The 20,744-nt window shown below is 69.0% G+C and carries 15 protein-coding genes, 1 pseudogene and 1 riboswitch; of the genes and pseudogenes, 6 read left to right on the forward strand and 10 right to left on the reverse strand.

Annotation, left to right across the window (positions count from 1 at the left end; genetic code table 11):
* Positions 1-208: 208 nt before the first annotated feature.
* Both ABH933_RS07480 and ABH933_RS07485 read right to left on the reverse strand, forming a co-directional pair.
* Positions 209-2,164 carry an acyl-CoA dehydrogenase family protein gene (locus ABH933_RS07480; RefSeq protein ID WP_429418611.1) on the reverse strand — a complete coding sequence of 652 codons (1,956 nt, stop codon included), beginning with the start codon at positions 2,162-2,164 and terminating at the stop codon, positions 209-211.
* Between the two features lie 87 nt (positions 2,165-2,251).
* Positions 2,252-3,436, reverse strand: coding sequence for an ATP-binding protein (locus tag ABH933_RS07485; RefSeq protein ID WP_215914912.1), 1,185 nt, complete (start codon positions 3,434-3,436; stop codon positions 2,252-2,254).
* 242 nt (positions 3,437-3,678) lie between these two features.
* Between ABH933_RS07485 and ABH933_RS07490 the strand changes: the two genes are divergently transcribed.
* The 3 genes from ABH933_RS07490 to ABH933_RS07500 all read left to right on the forward strand — a co-directional run bounded on the left by ABH933_RS07490 (position 3,679) and on the right by ABH933_RS07500 (position 5,625).
* Positions 3,679-3,927, forward strand: a complete 249-nt coding sequence (locus ABH933_RS07490) for a hypothetical protein (protein WP_215914911.1) — start codon at positions 3,679-3,681, stop codon at positions 3,925-3,927.
* Between the two features lie 313 nt (positions 3,928-4,240).
* Positions 4,241-4,405, forward strand: a riboswitch (cyclic di-AMP (ydaO/yuaA leader).
* 78 nt (positions 4,406-4,483) lie between these two features.
* Entirely contained in the window at positions 4,484-5,116 is a 633-nt protein-coding gene (locus ABH933_RS07495; protein WP_215915830.1) for a C40 family peptidase, read from the forward strand.
* 95 nt (positions 5,117-5,211) lie between these two features.
* The gene (locus ABH933_RS07500; RefSeq protein WP_429419227.1) at positions 5,212-5,625 is read left to right on the forward strand and encodes an RNA-binding S4 domain-containing protein; all 414 of its coding nucleotides are present in this window, start codon (positions 5,212-5,214) and stop codon (positions 5,623-5,625) included.
* 32 nt (positions 5,626-5,657) lie between these two features.
* Here ABH933_RS07500 and ABH933_RS07505 read toward each other — a convergent pair whose 3' ends face one another.
* From ABH933_RS07505 to ABH933_RS07515, 3 genes and pseudogenes are all read right to left on the reverse strand, one after another.
* Positions 5,658-6,791, reverse strand: coding sequence for a cation:proton antiporter (locus tag ABH933_RS07505; RefSeq protein WP_429418614.1), 1,134 nt, complete (start codon positions 6,789-6,791; stop codon positions 5,658-5,660).
* A gap of 78 nt (positions 6,792-6,869) precedes the next feature.
* Positions 6,870-7,256 (reverse strand): annotated as a pseudogene (locus ABH933_RS07510) (hypothetical protein); the annotation flags it as partial.
* Between the two features lie 141 nt (positions 7,257-7,397).
* Complete coding sequence (locus tag ABH933_RS07515; protein ID WP_429418616.1) at positions 7,398-12,455, reverse strand: SDR family NAD(P)-dependent oxidoreductase; 5,058 nt, start codon at positions 12,453-12,455, stop codon at positions 7,398-7,400.
* A 172-nt stretch (positions 12,456-12,627) separates the two neighbouring features.
* Here ABH933_RS07515 and ABH933_RS07520 point away from each other — a divergent pair, with 172 nt between their 5' ends.
* On the forward strand, positions 12,628-13,587 hold the full coding sequence (locus tag ABH933_RS07520) for an MBL fold metallo-hydrolase (RefSeq protein ID WP_429418618.1): 960 nt from the start codon (positions 12,628-12,630) through the stop codon (positions 13,585-13,587).
* Positions 13,587-14,264, forward strand: coding sequence for an HAD family hydrolase (locus ABH933_RS07525; protein ID WP_429418620.1), 678 nt, complete (start codon positions 13,587-13,589; stop codon positions 14,262-14,264). The genes ABH933_RS07520 and ABH933_RS07525 overlap by 1 nt, the downstream gene beginning before the upstream one ends.
* A gap of 119 nt (positions 14,265-14,383) precedes the next feature.
* Here the strand turns inward: ABH933_RS07525 and ABH933_RS07530 are convergent, their stop codons facing one another.
* The 4 genes from ABH933_RS07530 to fadD5 form a co-directional block, all read right to left on the reverse strand.
* Positions 14,384-14,506 carry a hypothetical protein gene (locus ABH933_RS07530; protein ID WP_429418622.1) on the reverse strand — a complete coding sequence of 41 codons (123 nt, stop codon included), beginning with the start codon at positions 14,504-14,506 and terminating at the stop codon, positions 14,384-14,386.
* A 17-nt stretch (positions 14,507-14,523) separates the two neighbouring features.
* Positions 14,524-14,655: a hypothetical protein gene (locus ABH933_RS07535; protein WP_429418624.1), complete on the reverse strand. Its 132-nt coding sequence runs from the start codon at positions 14,653-14,655 to the stop codon at positions 14,524-14,526.
* 180 nt (positions 14,656-14,835) lie between these two features.
* Complete coding sequence (locus ABH933_RS07540) at positions 14,836-15,291, reverse strand: hypothetical protein (RefSeq protein ID WP_429418626.1); 456 nt, start codon at positions 15,289-15,291, stop codon at positions 14,836-14,838.
* Between the two features lie 93 nt (positions 15,292-15,384).
* Positions 15,385-16,956 (reverse strand): fatty-acid--CoA ligase FadD5, encoded by a 1,572-nt coding sequence (fadD5, locus tag ABH933_RS07545; protein WP_429418628.1) that lies wholly within the window; start codon positions 16,954-16,956, stop codon positions 15,385-15,387.
* A gap of 374 nt (positions 16,957-17,330) precedes the next feature.
* Here fadD5 and ABH933_RS07550 point away from each other — a divergent pair, with 374 nt between their 5' ends.
* Positions 17,331-18,302, forward strand: coding sequence for an NAD(P)H-dependent flavin oxidoreductase (locus ABH933_RS07550; RefSeq protein WP_429418630.1), 972 nt, complete (start codon positions 17,331-17,333; stop codon positions 18,300-18,302).
* 56 nt (positions 18,303-18,358) lie between these two features.
* On the opposite strand, the gene ABH933_RS07555 is transcribed toward ABH933_RS07550, so the two are convergent.
* Complete coding sequence (locus tag ABH933_RS07555) at positions 18,359-20,731, reverse strand: lysylphosphatidylglycerol synthase domain-containing protein (protein ID WP_429418632.1); 2,373 nt, start codon at positions 20,729-20,731, stop codon at positions 18,359-18,361.
* Positions 20,732-20,744: the final 13 nt, after the last annotated feature.

Here is a 20,744-nt window from a genome sequence, read left to right on the forward strand (position 1 = left end):
ATCTAGATTGCTGAATATTTACCGATCGCGACGGCGGATCCACCGCAAGAATCCCCGCCGGGTGCGCGTCGGACGACGGCGGTTGCACGCCTGGATCGGCGCGAGGCGGCGACGACCCCATTCACCGCCGGGCCCGTCGGTGCCGATGATCAACCGACAGCGACGGTTTCGCCCCGGCGGAGATGGTTCTCCGGTCGGTGCCGGAGCGTCAGGTCGCCGTGGTGCTTCGGGTCGAGGGCAGGAAGGGGGTCAGCAGGTTGGTCTCCGTGGACGGGCCCATCTGCCATTCGGCGATCCACGGGCCGGTGCCCTCGCTCGGGTCGATCACGCCGTCCTCGAGCCAGCTGTACCGTCCGTCGAGCACGCCGCGGGTCAGCCGGGTATCGGCGTCATCGGTGTTGTCCCACAGCTTGTCGAACAGCTCGCGCACCCGGACGCGGGACTGGCGGCAGAACACGTCGGCCAGTTCCTGTGCGGCCTCGGCCTGCGAATCACCCTGTGCGCGTAGTGCTTGCGCCCGCACGCAGGCCGCCGACATCGCGAACAGCTCCGCGCCGATATCGACGATGCGGCCCAGGAAGCCCTGGCGGTACTCGAGTTTGGCCTGCCAGCGCCCCATCGCGTACATCAGCGCCCGGGCCTGCTTGCGCGAGGACCTTTCGACGAAGCGCAGATGCCTTGCCAGCGGCCCGAATTCGGTGAATGTCGCGGGCATCGTGCCGGGCCCCACGGCCAGCTGCGGGAACCACTTGGCGTAGAAGCCGCTCGCGCCCACCGCCGCCCTGGCCTTGTCCTTGAACTCGGCATTGCGATCGACCAGCGCGCCGGCCGCGGCCATGTGCGCATCGGCCATCTCGCGGGCGATCAGCAGCCGCATGATCTCGCTCGAGCCCTCGAAGATCCGGTTGATGCGCAGATCGCGCAGCAACTGTTCGGCCCCGACGGCACGCTCGCCGCGGGCGCGCAGCGAGGCGGCGGTCTCGTAGCCGCGCCCGCCACGGATCTGTACGAGTTCGTCCGCGATCCGACAGCTCATCTCCGAGGCCCACAGTTTGGCCAGTGCCGCCTCGATCCGAATGTCGTTGCGGTCCTCGTCGCACATCGCCGCCGACAGGTCCAGTGCCGCCTCGAGGGCGAAAGTGGTTGCGGCGATGTAGGACAGCTTCTCCGCGACCGCGCCGTGCTCACCGACCGGGCGCCCCCACTGCACGCGGTTGACGGCCCATTCGCGCCCGATCTTCAGTGACCACTTGGCCGCGGCGGTGCACATCGCGGGGATCGCCAGGCGCCCGGCATTGAGGGTGGTGAGCGCGATCTTGAGGCCCTCGCCCTCGCGGCCGATCAGATTGCGCCGCGGCACGCGCACGTTGTGCATCCGGGTGACGCCGTTCTCGATGCCGTGCAGGCCCATGAAGGAGTTGCGGCGTTCCACGGTGATCCCAGGGGAATCGGCCTCCACCACGAATGCCGAGATGCCGCCGCGATGGCCCTCGCTCTTGGGGACCCGCGCCATGACGACCAGCAGTTCCGCCACCACGCCGTTGGTGGTCCACAGCTTGACGCCGTTGAGCTCGTAGGCCTCGCCGTCCGCGGTCGGGGTCGCGGTGCTGGCCATGCGCGCGGGGTCCGAGCCGACGTCGGGCTCGGTGAGCAGGAAGGCGCTGACCGCCCCGCGGGCGCAGCGCGGCAGGAATTCCCGCTTCTGCTCCGGGGTGCCGGCCAGCTTGAGCGGTTCGGGCACGCCGATCGACTGATGCGCCGAGAGCAGTACTCCCAGGCTGGGATGGGCGGAGCCGACGATCATCAGCGCCCGGTTGTATCCGACCTGCGAAAGTCCTTGTCCACCATAATCTTGCGGGATCTTGAGCCCGAAGCAGCCGAGATCGGCCAGCCCCTCGACGTACTCCGCGGGAATCTTCGACTCGGCCTCGATCCGGCCGCTGTCGATGGTTTCGCAGTAGGCGCGAAGTTTGGCCAGGAACTCCCCCATCCGGGCCTCGTCCGGGGCCGAGGGGCTCGGGAAGGGATGGATCAGGTCGAGCCGGAACCGGCCCAGGAACAGTTCCTTCGCGAAGGATGGCTTGGCCCACGTGGTTTCGCGAGATTCCTCGACGAGCGCGCGGGCCTGCTCCTCGGTGGCGTCGACTTTCGAAGTGGTCGCCATGATGTCCTCCTCGGACGTGACCGGAATCACATTCGAGTGTAGGAGCGTTTGTTACCAGCCGGTAGGGGATTGTGGAGATTTGTAGAATTAAGCAACGCTGCGGAGATACTTCCCGAAGTGCGGCACCGTGAACCCGATGGTGCCGCGCTCCGCGGAGTAGATCAGGCCCTTCTTGATCAGCCCGTCCCTGGCCGGCGACAGGGAGGCGGGGCGGCGGCCCAGCTCCTTGGCGATGGCCGCGGTCGCGACCGGGCCGTCGTCGCCGGACAACTCGGCCATGGCGCGCATGTACTCGCGCTCGGCCGGTGTCGCCCGCTCGTAGCGGGATCCGAAGAAGCCGACCGCGAGTTCCTCCTCCGCGGCGGGGGCGGCCAGCTCCACATCCTCGGCCGTGATCGGGCTCTGCGCGGCCAGATCCCAGGTGGCCTTGCCGTAGGCCTGCACGAAATACGGGTAGCCGTCGGCCTTGAGGTACAGCGAATCCAGCGCCTCCGGGGAAAATTTCACCTGCTCGCGGTCGGCGGGCGCGATGAGCGCCAGGTCGGCCGATTCGCGGTCGAGCCGATCGATGCGGTGATAGCTGAACAGCCGCTCGGAGTAGCTCTTCGAGGCCGAGAGCACCGCGGGCAGATGTGGCAGCCCCGCGCCCACCACGATCAGTGGCGCCGCCTCCTGACTCAATTCGTGGCAGGCCCCGCAGATCGCGGAGATGTCCGGCGCGGACAGATCCTGCATCTCGTCGATGAAGATCGCGATGCCGACGCCGATCTCGCGGGCCACCTGTGCCGCCTCCATCAGCAGTTCCACCAGGTCGATCTCGATATCGCCGGAGTCGGCGCGCCCGGTGACCGCGGGGACGTCGATGCCGGGCTGCCAGCGCTCCCGCATGCCCTTGTCCGCGGTGGAGCGCAGCGCGAAAGCCTTGAGTATGCCCAGGAAGTCGTCGACCATCTCCAGGTTGCGATGCGTCACCGCGATCGAGCGCACGGCCATGTGCAGCGCCGAGGCGAGCGGACGGCGCAGCTCCTGCTCGGGCCGGGCCTCCAATTTGCCTGTGCCCCAGTCTCGGGAGCGGGCGGCCGAGCGAAGCTGGTTGAGCAGCACGGTCTTTCCCACGCCGCGCAGGCCGGTCAGCATCACACTGCGTTCCGGCCGGCTCCGGGAGATTCGCTCGAGCACGATGTCGAACGCGTCGAGCTGCTTGGCGCGGCCCGCGAGTTCGGGCGGGCGCTGTCCGGCGCCGGGAGCATACGGATTCCGCACGGGGTCCATGCCGGTACACCGTAGCGCCTGTACGGGAAAATCTTCGGACGTCTAGGGCGATCCCTAGAGACGGCTATCGACCGGCATGCATCGCGCGGAACCGGCTGCCATAGAGCGATATTTCGGCAAACCGGATCGACCGGTCCTTCGGTCGGGTGCGGACGCGATATTGCGTGGACTCGGACGGCGGACGCCGTCGGCTCTCTAGGCTTGTCGGGAGTTCATATCCGGATATCGAGCGCAGGAGGGTCATGACCGAGGAGTCCGTTCCCACCGTCGCCGAGGTGGTCGAGTCCTGGAACGTGCCGGCCGAGGCGCCGGTCGCCACGCGCATCCGCCAGAACATACTCGCGGCCATCGAGCAGGGGCTCGACGATCCGCAACTGGTGGCCGACCTTGCCGTCGGACCACTGGTGATGGCGCTGGGCCGGCTCGAAGTGGGGCTGGCGCAGGCGCAGCGGCGCATCGAGGAACTCGAGCAGGCACTCGGTGGGCGATGAGCCGCGCGGTGCGCCGGGGTGTCGCATGTACGTCGATGTCCGACACGCCGACGCCGATGCGCGACACGTCGTTGATGGGAAGTGAAACAAGGGTCGCCGCGCTGTGTAACGGCGGCGAGTATCAGTTCGATATCCCCTGTGCCCGAGCCGATATCGGCTCGTTACCCGACATTCCGGGTCACAGAATCGCAGGTCGTGCCGGGGCTCTCCGACCCCGCACCCACACACTGAGCGTTGGGGTGGACAACCCCGCCGCGTAGCCGTAATCTTCTCGTGACTTGATGGAGTTTGTCGCTTCGCAGGAGAACGGCCCGTCGAGTTACCGCCTAATCGGCGCCCGGGTCGCGGCCCGTTCGCCGAACCGAGGACCCAGATGTAATGGGGTGAATCCTCGCCGGTCGCAAGGCCGGTGAGGTAGGACCGATCTTCCCGGCCCGAACCCGTCAGCTAACTCGGTCGGCGGGTGGATGGAAGAAACAGGAGACTCAGCTCGGTGGGTAAGCACAGTTTGCAACGGGAATCCCGGCTCCCGAATTCCGTCAAGGGTGCGATCGTTATGGGTGCGGTAGCCGCAACAACCGGTGCGATGCCGGCTGTTTCGGCGATGGCCCAGACCATCAACGTACCCGGTGTCGGAAACTTCGATGTGCCGGTCGATCCTTCGTTGACCCAGCAGGTCAAGGCCGTGAACCAGGCGCTGGCCGATCACGCCGACCTCATCAAGGATCACGCGGATCAGATCAAGGCCGCGCAGAAGCAGTTCGCGCCGCAGAGTCTGCAGCAGTCCGACATCCCGGGCCTCACCGCCGGCATTCCGAATCCGTTTGCCGCTCAGAACAAGAACACCGCCGCTGACGTCGCCCTCGATGCCGCCAAGAGCAAGCTCGGCGCGGAGTACATCTGGGGCGCCTCGGGTCCGTCGAACTTCGACTGCTCCGGCCTCGTGCAGTGGGCCTACAAGCAGGCTGGAATCAACCTGCCGCGCACCAGCTTCGAGCAGTCGCACGTCGGCAAGCCGGTCGCCCTTAAGGACCTGCAGCCCGGCGACCTGCTCGTCACCGAGGGCGGCGGCCACGTGCAGATGTACGCCGGCGACGGCAAGGTCATCCAGGCGCCGCAGTCGGGTGAGACCGTCAGCTACGCGCACGTGAACCCCAGTGAGATCGTTACCGCGCGTCGCGTAGCCTGATTCTGGGGCGAATGGCGATACTTCCGAGGGCCCTGCTTGGTTATGCTTCGCTGCCGTCTTCGGGCCCGTCGGGCGTATCGCACTGAGGAGCGAAACTGCCACCGACACAACCGAGCATAGCCCGGGTCGACTCCTGGACCTGGGCTGTTCGGCTGTTCAAAACCAGATCCGCCGCGGCATCGGCATGCCGCGGCGGACATGTGAAGGTGAACGGTGTCGCGGTCAAGCCCGCGCATCAGGTCAAGCCCGGTGACGAGGTCCGAGTCCGGCAGAGCGGACTCGAGCGCATCGTCATCGTCGAGCAGATCATCACCAAACGCGTCGGCGCCGCGATCGCCGCGCAATGCCTGATAGACAAGAGCCCGTCGCCGCCCGCACCCGAGATCGCGGCGGCCATGCCGCGCCGGGACCGCGGCGCGGGCCGCCCCACCAAACGCGAACGGCGCGAGACGGATCGCCTGCTAGGTCGTGACGCCGACCCGCCTCCCCGCGATGTCAGGCCAGACTGAGGTGCCACGCCAGTGCTCTCAGCGGCCGACGGTCAGGCCGTCGGTGCGGCCTTCGCCGCCAGGGCGGCGGCGGTGGCTGCGATCGCGATCGTCACCAAGGCCCCCAGCATCATCGCCGCCGCCTCGCCGCGGGCCAGCACGTGCAGCTGGGTGCCGATCGTGACCGCGGCGACCGGCACGCCGATCTGGGCCGCAGCCAGCGCGCCGTAGGTGATCGGCTGGCCCAGCAGACGCATCAGCACGTGAGCCAGCACCGCGGCCAGACCCAGACCCAGACCCAGCAGAATCAGGCGGGGCCGGTCGGCGAATTCGCGCAGATTCAGCTCGGCGCCCAGCCAGACGAAGAACAGTGGACTGAGGAACCCCTCGGTGATCGCGAAAAGCTGCCGCGCCACCCGCCGCGGCTCTCCGACTCCGGCCACCGCGAGTCCGGTCGCGAAGCCCGCCAACATGATCGACACGTGGGTGCGGGTCGCCACGGCGGCGAGGGTGAACAGCAGCGCCAGACTTACTCGCAATTCCAGAGCAAATTTTCGCTTCTCCGATACCTCATGGGCGCGATGACGCAGACCGGACCGCTCCAGATACCGCAGCACGAAGAACAGCACCACCGCGGAGGCGGCGACGGCCAGGGCGCCCAGCATGGCACGCCCCGCATCGGCGATGTCGATGACCAGTGGCAGCGCCACGATGGACGCGGTATCGGCCAGCGCCACCTGCGCCATCAGCTCCAGCACCGGCTTGCCGCTCAGACCCTGGGAATCGATGATCGGCAGTGCCAGGGCCGCCGAGGAGGAGGCGATCAGCACCGAGTACACCGCGCCGTGTCCGGTGCCGAACCACCCGGCCAGCGCGTAACCCGCCGCCGCGGCGACGATTCCGACCAGCACCGCCCGCATCGCCCCGACCGCCAGCGCCGAGCGCACCGCCGGATCCCGCACCGGCACATGGGTGCCCGCGACGAACATGACCAGCGCGAATCCCATATCGGCCAGAAAGGTGAAGGTGGGGTCGCCGGTGTGCAGGATTCCGAATCCCGTGGCGCCGAACAGTACTCCGGCCAGCAGCTCCCCCACGATCACCGGAACATGCCAGGCGCCCCGCCACGACAGCAGCGGGCCCGCCAGCCCGACCGCCAGCACCAACGCGAGCGTGGAGAAAGTCAACGGTTACTTCTTCGACTTCGACGAGCCGCCCGACTTCGCGGACTTCTTCGCCGCCTCGGCCGCCACCGGCTTGCCGTCGCGCATGGTGGCGAGTTTCGTTGGAATCGGAATATTCTCGTCGGCGTGATAGCACGCGCACACGCGGTGGTAGCCGTCGGCGATCTGCATCGGGGTGCCGGTGAACAGATCGCCGTGGACCAGCAGGATCGGGGACATATGCTTACCGGTCAGGATCTTCGCCAGATCCGCGCGCACGTGCGGATTGTCCGGCGGCAGCAGCGGCAGCTGGGCCGCGCGCAGGATGTCCTTGGCCTTCTTGTGCACCACCGGCGCGGAACGCAATTGGTCCACCAGAGCCATCACGGTGTCGGGGTCGGCCAGTAGCTCCAGATAATCGCCCGCGGCCGGGTAGTCGTGGGTCTCCGGCTCGTCCAGCCAGCGCACGGCGGGTTCGGTACTTGTCATCGGGTAAGGGTAGACGTCCACATCCGTGCGGCGAATGATTGGTAAACATTCAATCGGGTGAGGTCGCGGCACGGGCCGTTCGTCGTCGTGAGGGCGTCCGGACCCGATCCGCCCCCGCCGCGTGCGTGTCGGCGGCGTGGTTCACGGTTTCTCCTCGCCGGTCGGTGCTGGATCGGACGGCTCCGCCGCGGCGGCATCGGGAAAGGGCGCCGCGGCGTGCCTCGGCAGCGTCGCCTTGTCGATGGTCGAATCGAGCAGGGCGATGGTGTGGCCGGGCAACAGCGCCGCTCGGCCGGGTGGGGCTGCCGCGGGGACGGGCAGTGCGGTGCGCAGCCGGGTGGCCAGCGGCGAGACATCGTTGGTCGGTGTGTAGTCGAGCGCCAGTAGGTAGGGCCCGCGACGGGTGCGCGCGGCCGCGAGCACGGCCGTGCCGCTCGCGGTGTCGAAGGGGGCGATCCCGGCCCGGCGGGCCTGCGCCACGCCGTCGTGCTCGTCGGCCGAGAGGCCCGATGCCCAAGTGCCCCAGCCGATGCTGATCACCCGGCGGTGGTCGTGGATGTGGGCCGTCGCGTCCAGGGCGGCGTTGGCGGCGGCGTAGGCGGCCTGCCCGGGCGCTCCGAGCGACCCGGTGGCCGAGGAGCAGAGCAGGACGAAATCGACCGGATCGCCGGCGGTGAGCGTGAGTAGCCCGGTGACCGCACCGAGCTTCGGCTCGAACATTGCCGTCAGCAGATCCGGTGTCACGGCACCGAATTCGGCACCCCGCAGCGCGCCCGCCGAATGCACCAGACCGCGGATCGGTGAGCCGCACTCGCGGATGTCGTGCAGGGCGTTCGCCAGATCGCGCGGGTCGGTGACGTCGCAGCGCACCACCACTATCCGATCCTCGCGGCCCTCCAGCAGTGGTGGCAGCGGCCGCGGACGCCGGGTCAGCACCACCACGTCCCCGGCCCCGGCGTCGAGCAGCCAGCGTGCGGCCACCGCGCCGAGCGCGCCGAGCCCACCGGTCACGACATATGTCCCCGCGCAGGAGATGTCGAACGGATCCACGAGATCGGTTGCGGGCACGAATGTCCGGGATCGAACACCCTCGGGTCCGACCCGGACCTCGTCCGGTCCGCCCGTCCGCAGCACCAGTTCCGGCAGCTGCCAGGGTTCGTCATGGCCGGGCGCGACCCACACCAACCGCACCGGTCGCTCGGATTCCAGCTGCAGCGATCGAATCAGGCCCGCGATCGACTGCTGCACAGTGGAATTCGGATCACGCAGGACGACCGTCAGCGACGCTACCGCCGTATGGTCCACGATCCGCTGCAACAGCTTCAGAGCCTGTCCGACCGCCGCGACGATATCGTCGACCTCGGCCGCGACAGGCCATACCGCCACTACCGCAGTGAGCTCGGCACTTTCGGTCAGTGCGGAGGAGACGCCCGCAATCGCCTCGGCCGGATCCCGCGCTACCCGCACTACCGGCCGCGTGGAATCCACGGCCTGCGTCAGAATACCGGCCAACGGCGACTGCCCCACCACCAATACTCGACCGATGCGCGAATCATGGCCTGTACCAATGAAATCTGAAGTATCCACGGGCGACCACCGTTCTCGGCGCAACACCGAACCGGCTGCGGCGTATCCGCTCGAAGCTGGTCGGCCTGGCCTGCCGCGACCGCCCGACGCGGCCGGTACGGTCGCGGCATTCGTCGCCGACCGATCGAGGTCGGCGCCGCTACCGAACGGCTTGTTCGATGCGGAGCTGCTGCCCGGCCTCGTCGTCACAGCGGGTGGACGAGCGACCGGCTTCGGGTATGCGGTCTGGTTCTGGGGGTGAGCGAGCCATTCGTAACCGGTTGTTGCCCTGTAGGTATGGGCGATGTGCCCGGTGGTCATCGAGTATCCGATGCGGACGCCGAGCAGGGCCACCGCGGGTGCGCCGTGTTGATCGGTGGCCAGGATGTCGCAGCGCAGGCCGGCGGGGTCGGCGGTGCGGACGAAGGCGTGTGCCTGTGACAGGAGGGTGCCGGGTGCGTCGGTGATCCAGGCCGAATCTATGCCCGTCGTCAGGGGCAGGACGCCCTCGGGCAGCCGGGCGCCCGCCGCGGCGACGACGAGCTGTATGCAGCCGGCCAGGGCGGCGGAGTCGAGGCGGATGTGGCCGAGATACCCGATGGCGCTGTGGGATCCGCGCAAGATGCCGCGCAGCGCGCGGAAGCGTGGTCCGTACTCGAGGCCGCGCTCGCGCAGGCGTTCGTACAGGCGGGCGGGGTCGAGTGGTTGCAAGCCGGGGTGGGCGCCGTGATGCGCGTCGACGGTCCGCATCCAGCCGACGATCTCGGCGGGCGTGGGGCGTTCGCCGCGTCGGGCCGAGGCCAGGACGGTCGGTCCGCAGGCCTCGAGCAGGTCGGCTCCGGCACGGTAGGTGACCTGGTCGAGCCGGGGCAGCTCCGCGTGTTCGTGGACGGTGAAATCGAGCAACCGTGTGGTCGTTCCGATGCCGATCCGCTGGAACTGCCGCAGCCAGAACATCGCCGGGACGGTCGGTGCGCCCCGGACCACATGGCCGCGCAGATCCTCGGCGCCCGGATCGTCGACGGCATCGGCCGTGCGCGGGAAATACCCTGGTTGCCAGCGCCTTTCGAAGACCGCACCGGGGAACGGTCCCTGCGCGGCCCAATCGACGAACCGGCCCTCGAGGTGGATCCGCGCTACGGCGCCGAGGTAGGCCGCGGATTCGTCGTCCCGGTCGGCGACCGGGTAGGTGGCATCGCGAAGGCCGGGATAAGCGCGAAGCACCGACGCCAGGACCGGATGCGGCGAAAGCTCGAGCACGGTGGAATACCCGTCGGCCAGCGCGGCCTCCACGGCGGCCGCCAATTCGACAGTGCCCGAGATATTTTCGGCCCAATAGCCGGTATCCATCTCGGTCGCGGTCAGGACGGCGCCCCGCCGGGTGGTCGAATACACCGGTACGTCCGGGACCAGCGGATCCACACCTGCAAGCCGGGCCGCCGGATCCACACCGTCCGGCCGGGCGATCCGATCCACATTGTCGATCCGGGCCGCCGGATCCACCGGCAATTCCCGGACCCGCGGGGCCTGTCCGGGGAGGTCGGCGACGAGTGCCCGGGCGACAAGGCCGCGGCGCACGGCGCGGCGGATCAGCGCCTCGATATGGCGCGGCTCTCCCGACACCACCACCGACCGGGGACCGTGGACCGCCGCGATCCCGACCCGCGCCCGCATCGGTTCGATCAGCCGCCAGACCTCCTCGGGCGTGGCCTCCAGCAGTGCGATCGCGTCGTCGTTCCGGTCCGGCCGAGCCAGGATCGCGCCGCGCGCCACCACGATCCGCGCGCCGTCCCGCAGCGATATCGCACCACTCACCACGGCCGCGGCGATTTCGCCCGGGCCGTGCCCGATCACCGCGCCGGGCCGGATCCCCCAGTGCGCCAGCAATTCCGCGACCGCCACCTGATAGACGAACAGGGCAGGCTGCACGGCGTCGACGGCCGCCAGGCTGTGCGAGAACCCGTGTCGCGGCGTCCACACCCTGGGGCCGCCGGCGCCGGCCACCGCATCCGCGGCATCCTGGACGGCCCGAGCGAATACCGGATGCCGCGCCGCCAACCCCCGCCCCATCCGCGCATGCTGGCCACCCGGCCCGGAGAACACCAGCAGCAACCCGCCCCGCCGCGTCACACCGGGCCCGAGTACCGCCCCACGGTGATTGTGATGCGGTGCCGGATCGGCAGCTGTCGTGGACGTCGCCCACCCGCCGTCGGTGCCGGTTCGCACTTCCGCGGCATTACCGTCCGGTGGTGCGTTCATGGAGGCAGCGAGCGTACGCAGCAGTGCGATCGCGTCGGCACGTGTCCAAGCAAGTACCGCCGCGCGCAGCTCCTCGGGTATGAATCTGCCTGCCGCTGCGGCCGATTCGCGCAGCGGGCGGGGGTTCTCCGCGAGGGTGCCGGCCCACCGGGCGGCCTTCTTTCGCAGATCGGTCTCGTCGCGCCCCGTGATCGGGATGAGGAATGGGGGATCGCCATCGCGAGATCCGACGGCCTGGTCGACGCCGCGCAGCACCATGTGCGCGGCGGTGCCGCCGAGCCCGGATGAGCCGACCCCGGCGTAGCGATCCGAGCGCACGGTCGCATTCCAGTCCGCCGCCTCGGCCGGTTCTCGGGGACCGTGCTCACCCAGCCCGAGGTACGGGCGAAAGGTGCTGGTGGGCAGGATGATTCCGCATGCGATGCTCAGTGCCGCCTTGGCGACTTCGGTGATACCGGCGGCGGCGCCGAGCTCGCCGAGCTTCGAGGTCACCGAATCGATCGGGATCGCTTCCGTCCGTTCCGATTCCGACAGGACTGCCGTCAGGTCCTCGGACTCCGCGTCGTGTCCGGTGGCGCCCGGATCGGATTCGATACCAGCCCAGGCGCTTCGGATGATCTGCTGCCATACCGATCCAAGGTTGTCGTCCGAGCGGTTCGATCGGCCGTCGAAACCGACAGCCGAACCGGCGATTTCGGCGTAGATGCGGTTGCCGTCGCGGTGGGCGTCGGCGGTCCGTTGCAGAACCAGCACGGTACAGCCGTCGGCATGGGCGTGGTCGTCGGCCGCGCTGTCGAAGGGTGCGTGGTGCCCGTCCGCGGTGGGGAACTCGCCGCGATCCGAGTAGCCGGAAGTGTGCGGCAGTCCCACATCCACGCCGCCGACGATCGCCAGTGGTGCGGCGCCGTCGACGAGCAGTCGCACGGCCAGGTCCAGCGCGACCTGCGACGAGAACCGGGCACTGTCCACCGCCAGGCTCGGCCCGCGCAAATCCAGTGCGAAGGACAGCCGGTTGGCGATGCCGCTGGGTGCCGATTCGGGGATCGGGTCCGGAGCGTCGCCCTCGTGTGCCGCAGTCTCGTGTTCGGGGCCGCCCGCCCCGAACAGCACCGCGGTCCGCGAGCCCCGGACCGCGAACCCCACGCCCGCATCGTCGATCGCCTCGACCGCCACCTCCAGGCTCAACCGCTGCCGGGGATCCATCCCCGCGGCCTCGCGCTCCGGGATCCCGAACCAGTCGTTGTCGAAGTCGACGCCACGCGCCCCCGCCACCCGGCAGCCGATGCCGATGATCGCGACCGGTCCGGTTGTACGCCGCCGCCCGCCGGACGATTCCGGTCGGCGGTGGCTACCGCCGAAGCTGGGCGCGGTCACTCCGCGATTATGCCGAGAAATTGCCGCGCGGAGAAGACTTTCCTCTCCGCGATCGAATCACTTACGGTGACGCTGTGAAGGAGCATTCGATCGTGCCGCCTGGATTGTCCGGTAGGGCCCGATTCCGTGGGTGGGCAACGACACTGCCGGTTGCGGCGGACGGGGTGGCGCCGTGAACGAGCGCGCAGCGGAGCCGTCCGACGGCAGGCCCGGCGTGCTGGGCACCCTGGCCCACTGCTGTGCGGCGCTGGCCGCGACACCGCGCCGACTGCTGCGCCCCCGCCGGCCCGACGAGGCATTCCTGGCCGGTCTGCAATCCGCGCCGGCGCCGCGGGCCCGCAACACCGTGAGCCTGGTGTCGCTGGTGCAGGCGCGCACCTCCGCGCCGACGGCCATCATCGCCGAGGGCGTGCGCAGCCTCGGCACGCTGCCGATGGGCATGGGCGCCTTCCTGATCGAGCATCCGCGCGCGCGTTTCCTGGTGGATCCCGCGCTGTGCGCCGGGGTGCACGATCGCGTGCTGCCGGGAATGCCGTTTCCGGTGGGATTGCTGGTCTCGCCCGAGAAACCGGTGCTCGGCCTCGAGGATGCGCTGGCCGGCCGCGATCTGACCGGCGAGAATATCGATTTCACGATCGCCACTCACCTGCACTGGGACCACTGCTCCGGACTGCTCGAGCTGCCGGATTCGGTCGAATTGCGGGTTCCCGCACGGGAATACGAGTGGGCCATGAACGGCCCGACGGCTCCGTACGGCGTCGTGCGGGCTCCGCTGCGCGGGCGTTCGGTGCGGCACCTGGAGTTGGACGGGCCGCCCGTTCTCACCTTCCCCGCCAGCCACGATCTGTTCGGAGACGGTGCGGTCGTCCTGGTCGACCTGGCGGGTCACACTCCCGGCAGCATCGGCGTCCTGCTCGCCGTGGACGACGGCAGCCGGGTGCTGCTCGCGGGCGATGCGGTCTGGAATATCCTGCAGATCAAGCTGATCCGCGAGAAGGCGCCGATGCCGGGCCAGCTCTTCGACGCCGACCGCGACCGCGCCTTCGAAACCATCCAGCGCCTGCACGCCCTGCCCGCGGACATCGAGGTCATCGCCGGCCACGACTTCGATGCGGTCCTGGCCCGGGCGTGATGGACGGGGCCCGCATCCGGGCGGTCGTCTTCGACTGGCGCGGCACGCTCGCCTCCGAACTCACCCCGGAGGGCTGGGTTCGAGAGGCGCTGCGGCGCACGGGCCGCGACGACGGCGCCCGGTCCGTCGCCGCCGTGCTGCGGTCCATCCGGACGGCCGCGGGCCAGCCGAACCGCCTGCAGTCGCCGCGGGGCAACACCAGCTACGCCCGCCACCGCGAGACCTACTACTCGGTGTTCGCCGATGCCGCGCTAGGCGACGACCTCGCCGACGCCCTCTTCGCCGTGGACTCCGACCCGTCCTACAACCACTTCGCCGTAGACGCGGCCGAAACATTCACCACCCTTATCGAAAGCGATTGCCGAATAGCCATTCTCAGCAACATCCACGTCGACATCCGCCCCACCTTCGCCGCCGCGGGCCTCCTGGATTCAGTAGACACCTTCGTCCTGTCCGGCGAACGGGGCATCCAAAAACCCGACCCCGCAATCTTCCACCTCGCCCTGAACCACCTGGGCGTCCCCGCGGAACACGCACTCATGGTCGGCGACCGCCCGTCCCGCGACGGCGCCGCGGTCGAGGTCGGCATGCCGACTCTCCTTGTCCCCCAACTGACCGACCCGAACGACCGGCGCCTGCATCTGGTATCCCGCGCCGCTGGAGCGTGCACTTTCTAGCCCACGACAAAATTGACGGTCAGCGGCTCCGTCGCCCGCCGCCCCTACTGCTTCCGCACCAGCTCGCTGAACGGAAGACTCTTCATAGCGCCAGGCTTGACCGATAGCTGGCGGGCGCCTCAGCGGATGCCGAGCGATTCCAGCGCTTGCGCTGCCGAAAGGCCTCCGGCCGTGGTCAATTCGAGATTGGACAGCGAGGCGGCGTGTTCCTCGGGGGTTGCGGCGGCGATGCAGTCGGTCACGGGGTGGACGGTGAAGCCTAGGTCGGTGCCGTGGCGGGCGGTTCGGCGGCCTGGTCCGCCATCTCCGTGATGATCTGGGCGCCGGGGCTGTCCGGGCGGAAGTTGGTCTGGGCGGCCGCGACCGAGCGCATGAATCCGGTGTTGCGCACCAGTTCTCCCTCGCCGACGGGGATGGTGAACCGGGTGAAGATCAGTGGGACATCGACGGCGAGGATCGTGTCGTGAAAGTTCCGGTTTCGTCGGCCATCACCACATCGTGCCTCACCCGCACGGCATGCGAGACGAGTCCGGCACGCGGTACCCGCGTGAGTTGTGCTGTGGGACCGCGATCAGGACACGAACGTCGCCGAGGTAACGGTGACGTCCGCGGGGCTCAGATACCACCCGGCCCAGGTATCGGCGACATTCAGCTGGATTCCGTGACCGGCGGCCGGTCCGCTCGTGATGAGCCACAGCCCGTTGCCGTATCCGGTCGCGGTGCTGACGCTGCCATTGGACCACCGGAACGTGGCCGTCGTTGGAGCGGTGGTGACGTTCCACGGAATGCTCACGCCGAACTGCCCGGCGGTGATTCCCGGAAGCAGCGGGCTGGCGCAGTCCGACAGGGCGGCCTGGCGCCGGATGCTCTGCCCGGCACTACCGGTGCCGGGGAGCAGTTGTCCCGTCATCGGGCTGCCCTGGCGGCAACCGCCGCCGGGAAGGTCCTGCGCCTGCGCCTGCGGCACGCCCAGCAGCGGCAGGGCGCACAGCACCGCCGCTACCAGCACGCTTCGGAAAATGGACATGCCGCGGGGCCTCTCTGTGATGGGACAGAACAGAGAATAGGCACATCAGGGCCGATTCCGGGCCGGAACGCCGCTGTGACCCGAGACGGAGTGCTACCCCGCATGCTCCTTGCGCAGCTGCACCTTCACGACCTTCCCGCTGGCATTGCGGGGCAGCTCCGGCACGATCACCAGGTCCTTGGGGTGTTTGTAGCGCGCGAGGTTCTCGTTCAGGAAGGGCGTGAGCTCCTCGAGGGTGAGCGAATCGTCCGTATTCAGCAGCGCGACGATGGCCACCGGCACCTCGCCCCACTTCTCGTGCGCGCGGCCGACGACGGCGGCCTCGTGAATCTTGGGATGTGCGAACAGCACGTTCTCCACCTCGGCGCAGTAGATGTTCTCGCCGCCGGAGATGATCATGTCCTTCTTGCGATCCACCACGTAGATGAAGCCCTCGGCATCCTCACGCACCAGATCCCCGGAATGGAACCAGCCGCCGGCGAATGCCTCCGCGGTCGCCTCGGGCCTATTCCAGTAGCCCTGCATGAGAGTCGGTCCGCGATAGACGATTTCGCCGATCTCGCCGGGGGCGACATCGTTCATCTCGTCGTCGACGATGCGCGCGGAGATGGTCGGGATGGGCTTGCCGACCGAACCGAGCTTGGCGATCGCGTCCTTGCCCTCGAGCACGCACGTGACCGGCGACATCTCGGTCTGGCCGAACACCGCGACGTTGCGCGCGTCAGGGAAGCACTCGGCCATGGCCCGCAGCACCGAATCCGAGGCCGGCGCGGCGCCCCAGCACAGCATTCGCAGCGCGAGCTTGCGGGTCTTGACCGTCGGCTCCTCGCAGATCATCTGCCACTGCACGGGCACGCAGAAGGCCGCGGTGGCCTGCTCCCGCTCGACCGCATCGAGCCATTCGGTGGCGTTGAACGCGCCGAGCGGATGCAGCACGGTGGTGCTGCCGAGCATGAAATACGGTGTGAGACTGCCCAATCCGGCGATGTGGAACAGCGGCGAGGTGCAGAAGCCGATCGACTCGCCATCGATCTCCAAGGCGCGAATGCAGGTCAGCGCCTGGGCATTCATGTTCTCGTAGGACAGCACCGCCCCCTTGGGGCTGCCGGTGGTGCCCGAGGTGTACATGATCAGCGCCGGGGTGTCCTCCGGAATATCCAGGGGCGCATGGGGTTCGCCGCCCTCGGCCAGTACCTCGTCGTAGCCGAGCACGCCCTCGCCGGTGTGCCCGCCGATCACGATGCAGGTCTCGAGCGCGGGCGCCTGCGCCATGACGCCGGTGGCCAGCGGGGCCAGCACGGTGTCGGTGACGATGGCCTTGCCCCCCGAATCGGCGACGATATAGGCGACCTCGGGCGGGGTCAGCCGGAAGTTGACCGGCACCGCGATCGCGCCGAGCGCGTTGATGCCGAAGACCGCCTCGATGTATTCGGTGTAGTTCAGCGCCAGCAGCAGTACCCGATCGCCGAAGCCGATCCCGCGGCGCGCGAGCGCGTCCGCGAACAGCTGCGACCGCTCGTGGAATCGGCCCCACGTGGTGTCCCACCCCTGGAACCGGAACGCGACCGCATCCGGCCGCATCATCGCGTGGTTGGCGACCTGATTGTTCCAGTGGTTGCGCCGCGATCGGAGCGGTTCGGCGAGCGAGGATGCCCCGGTGGTCATGCACGAACTCCCTTCGCGCCGCCGCGAACACGCGCGCCGGACAGCCCGGCTGCCTCGACGGCTGCAAGGGTGAGAATATCAGCTAACTTTTCGACGTGACAAGGGTTACAGAGAGGATTTGCCCCGATCGTTCTCATCGGAATTTCCCGCAGTTCAGATGACCTTTTCCCCACGGTTGGCAAGCGTTGACGAGCCCTTTCGATGCGGTCACTGGTGGCGCTATAAGCAAACACCGGCTTACATCAGGCTTGTCCCCACCGGCCGCCCATGCCACCATCGACGCATTCGGACACCCCGGGCGCGGACCGCGGGTGCGGGGTGTCCGGCGGCGGCGATCGGGGCCCGGTCACCGATCCATTCGAGCAGGAGGACACATGTTGCGCACCAGGTTCACCGAGATGTTCGGCGTCGAGCATCCGATCGTCCAGGGCGGCATGATGTGGGTCGGGCGGGCCGAACTCGTCGCGGCCGTCGCCAACGCCGGTGGCCTCGGCTTCATCACCGCGCTCACCCAGCCCACCCCCGACGATCTGCGCCGCGAGATCGCCCGCGCCCGCGAGCTGACCGACAAGCCGTTCGGGGTGAACGTCACGATCCTGCCCTCGATCAATCCGCCGCCGTACGAGGAGTACGTGCGGGCGATCATCGATTCCGGGGTGAAGATCGTGGAGACCGCGGGCAGCAACCCCGAGCCCTTCCTGCCCGCCTACAAGGAGGCCGGAATCAAGGTGCTGCACAAGTGCACCAGCGTCCGGCACGCGCTCAAGGCCCAGAAGATCGGCGTGGACGGCGTATCCATCGATGGCTTCGAATGCGCCGGGCATCCGGGCGAGGACGACGTGCCCGGCCTGATCCTGATCCCCGCCGCCGCCCGGGCGCTGCGGATCCCGATCATCGCCTCGGGTGGCATCGCCGATGCCCGCGGGCTGGTCGCGGCGCTGGCCCTCGGCGCGGACGGGGTGAACATGGGCACCCGCTTCCTGTGCACCCAGGAGTCCGCGGTGCACCAGAAGGTCAAGGAGCAGATCGTCGCCCACACCGAGCGCGACACCCAGCTGATCTTCCGCACCATGCACAACACCGCCCGCGTCGCGGACAACGAGATCAGCCGCAAGGTGGTCGAGATCGAAAGGGCCGGAGGGAAATTCGAGGACGTGCGGGACCTGGTCGCCGGTGCGCGCGGCCGCCGAGTCTTCGAGGAGGGCGATCTGGATGCGGGCATCTGGTCCGCCGGTCAGGTGCAGGGCCTCATCGAGGACATCCCCACCTGTGCCGAACTGATTTCGCGGATGGTCGCCGAGGCCGAGGGGCTGATCAACTCCCGCCTGTCCGGCATGGTCGCCTGAGACGCACCGCAACGGCCCTGCTCCCGGTCTCGTCGGGGCGGGGCCGTGCTGCGTCTTCAGATCATGTCGTTGGTCGTCAGCCAGCGCATGATCGGCCAGCCGCAGAACACGGGCAGCCAGCAGGTCAGCACCCGGTAGAGCAGCACCGCGGGCACGCCGATCCCGGCCGAGACCCCGAAGGCGGCCAGTCCACCGATGAGCGCGGCCTCGACGGCGCCGACGCCGCCGGGCGTGGGCGCGGCGGAGGCCAGCGTGCCGCCGATCATCGTCACCACCGTGACCGTGACGAAGGTGGTGTGCCCGCCGAATGCCTCGATCGCCGCCCACAGCGCCCCGGCCGCGCCGAGGGTGATCGAGGCGCAGCCCAGCACGATCATCGCCAGGCGCTTGGGTTCGTGTGCGAGCGAACGCAATTCGCTGACCACCTCGGCCAGCTGCGGTCGGACCTCGACGCGCAGCCAGCGCCGCACCTTCGGCACGAACATCGACACACCCAGCACGCCCAGCAGCGCCCCGGCGGCGAAGTACAGCACCGTCGCGCTCGGCACGAAATGCGCCAGATTCGTCGAAACACCCGCCGCCACACTGAAAATGATGAGCAGCACCACGTGCGTGGTGACCTGCACGGCCTGCTGCAGCGCCACCGCAGCGGTCGCCTTGACCGTGCCCAGGCCGCTGCGCTGCAGGAACCGGACGCTCAGCGCGAGACCGCCCACGCCGGCCGGGGTGGTGGTGGCCGCGAACGTGTTGGCGACCTGCATCAGCAGCAGATTGCGCGGATTCACCGATTCGCCCGCGCAGCCCCACAGCGCCATCGCCGCGCCGATATAGGTCCCGGCCGACACCGCCAGCCCCAGCAGCGCCCACCACCAGTTGGCCGTGCGTAGTTCGGTGAAGAAGGTCGGCACCTGGCTGATGTACGGATAGGCCACGTAGACCAGGCCGATCAGCAGCACCAACTGGATGATCTGGTTGCGGGAGAACCGGGTGGTGCGCGCGGCCTCGATGCGGTCCTCGTCGGTCTGGCGCAGCACCTCGTCGCGCACGGCCTCCATCACGACGTTCGCATCGGGCACCGAGACGCGCAGCAGCTTGGGCATCGCCGCGCGGGTCAGGCGTCGCGAGGCGTGCACGACCGCCTGCTTGCCCAGCGCGCCGATCGCGTTGCGCACCGCGGAGTCCGCGCCGAACAGCGATCCGGTGGTCAGCATCAGCTGCGCCACGTCGGCCTGGAATCGGGTGTCGTAGGCGCCGAATTCGGCCGCGGAGAAACCGCCGAACAGCACCCGGCCGTCCGCGACGCGGATCTCCTCGGCCCGCAGGTCGCCGTGCGAGATCTGGGCGCGGTGCATGTTCGCCAGCGCCTGCCACACGCCGACGTGCACGGCCTCGCCGTCGGAGGCGGACAGGGCGGTACCGCGCGGCACGGTGTGCGCATACAGCGTCCAGCCGCGCTCGAGGGCGGCGACGGTCAGCGGCTTGTTGCTGGCCAGACCCAGATCCCCGATCGCGATGCCCAGCAGGGCGCGATGTTCGACGTGGCGGCGCATCGAGGCGAAGACCGGCGTCCGTTCGCTGCTGCGGATGGCCACCCAGCGCCGCAGCTGGCGCAGCATGCCGCGGCTGCGCTGATTCTGGCCGTACATCTCGACGGTCAGCTGATGGTTCGGTCCGGTATCGGCCGAGAGCAGCAGCGGACCGGGCCCGCCGGGGCGCACCACCCGCACCGCGGTGACGGTGTATCCGCGCCGGGCCAGCACCCGCACCGCCCCGTCCAGCGGTACCTCCAGCCCGGGCGTGCCCACGACCAGCGTGATCACCGCGCCGACGAACCACCCCACGGCCAGACCCAGCATCGCGCGCGAGGGCACCACCAGGCTCACGAACAGATGCAGCGGCACGAACGCCAGCAGCAGCGCCCACCACCAGCGCCGCCACGACGACGGCAGCCACGGACTGGCCACGGTGAGCACCGCGGCCAGCATCGCGATCCAGCGCGGGTCGTCCAGGAACTGCGACAGGAACGTGTTGAGCTGCTGCGGCGCGGCCAGATGCCATTGTGGCGCGGAGATGCCCGTCCCGGTGATCGAGAGCAGCAGCACCGCGATCAGCCCGGCCGCGAGGTAGCCGCCCAGCAGCTTCCACTGCCACCGGAACAGTAGCCGGACCCCGATCGCGAACGGCAGCGCCAGAATCGCGATGCCGTACAGCAGGTACACCAGATTGGACTGCTCGGGGGTGAGGATGCCGAGGAAGTCGGAGAACGAGCGCTCCAGCGCCTCCCACCGCGACCGCGTGATCAGCGAGCCCGCGACGACCAGTGCCACCAGCAGCGCGGAGAGGACGACGCGCAGGATGTCACTGGTACGGCGGTTGCGCGGTTGCAAAAGGCTGCCGGAGACCGGAATCTCTCGCCCGTCGACTCGCATGTGGATGTGGCAC

Source organism: Nocardia sp. GP40, assembly GCF_050434125.1.
In the GTDB taxonomy this organism is placed as follows: Bacteria; Actinomycetota; Actinomycetes; order Mycobacteriales; family Mycobacteriaceae; genus Nocardia; species Nocardia albiluteola.

Coding starts and splice junctions, on each gene's coding strand:
- ABH933_RS07480 (WP_429418611.1), bottom strand. CDS start 2,164: ATGGCGACCACTTCGAAAGTCGACGCCACCGAGGAGCAGGCCCGCGCG.
- ABH933_RS07485 (WP_215914912.1), bottom strand. CDS start 3,436: ATGGACCCCGTGCGGAATCCGTATGCTCCCGGCGCCGGACAGCGCCCG.
- ABH933_RS07490 (WP_215914911.1), top strand. CDS start 3,679: ATGACCGAGGAGTCCGTTCCCACCGTCGCCGAGGTGGTCGAGTCCTGG.
- ABH933_RS07495 (WP_215915830.1), top strand. CDS start 4,484: ATGGGTGCGGTAGCCGCAACAACCGGTGCGATGCCGGCTGTTTCGGCG.
- ABH933_RS07525 (WP_429418620.1), top strand. CDS start 13,587: ATGGACGGGGCCCGCATCCGGGCGGTCGTCTTCGACTGGCGCGGCACG.
- ABH933_RS07540 (WP_429418626.1), bottom strand. CDS start 15,291: ATGTCCATTTTCCGAAGCGTGCTGGTAGCGGCGGTGCTGTGCGCCCTG.
- fadD5 (WP_429418628.1), bottom strand. CDS start 16,956: ATGACCACCGGGGCATCCTCGCTCGCCGAACCGCTCCGATCGCGGCGC.
- ABH933_RS07550 (WP_429418630.1), top strand. CDS start 17,331: ATGTTGCGCACCAGGTTCACCGAGATGTTCGGCGTCGAGCATCCGATC.
- ABH933_RS07555 (WP_429418632.1), bottom strand. CDS start 20,731: ATGCGAGTCGACGGGCGAGAGATTCCGGTCTCCGGCAGCCTTTTGCAA.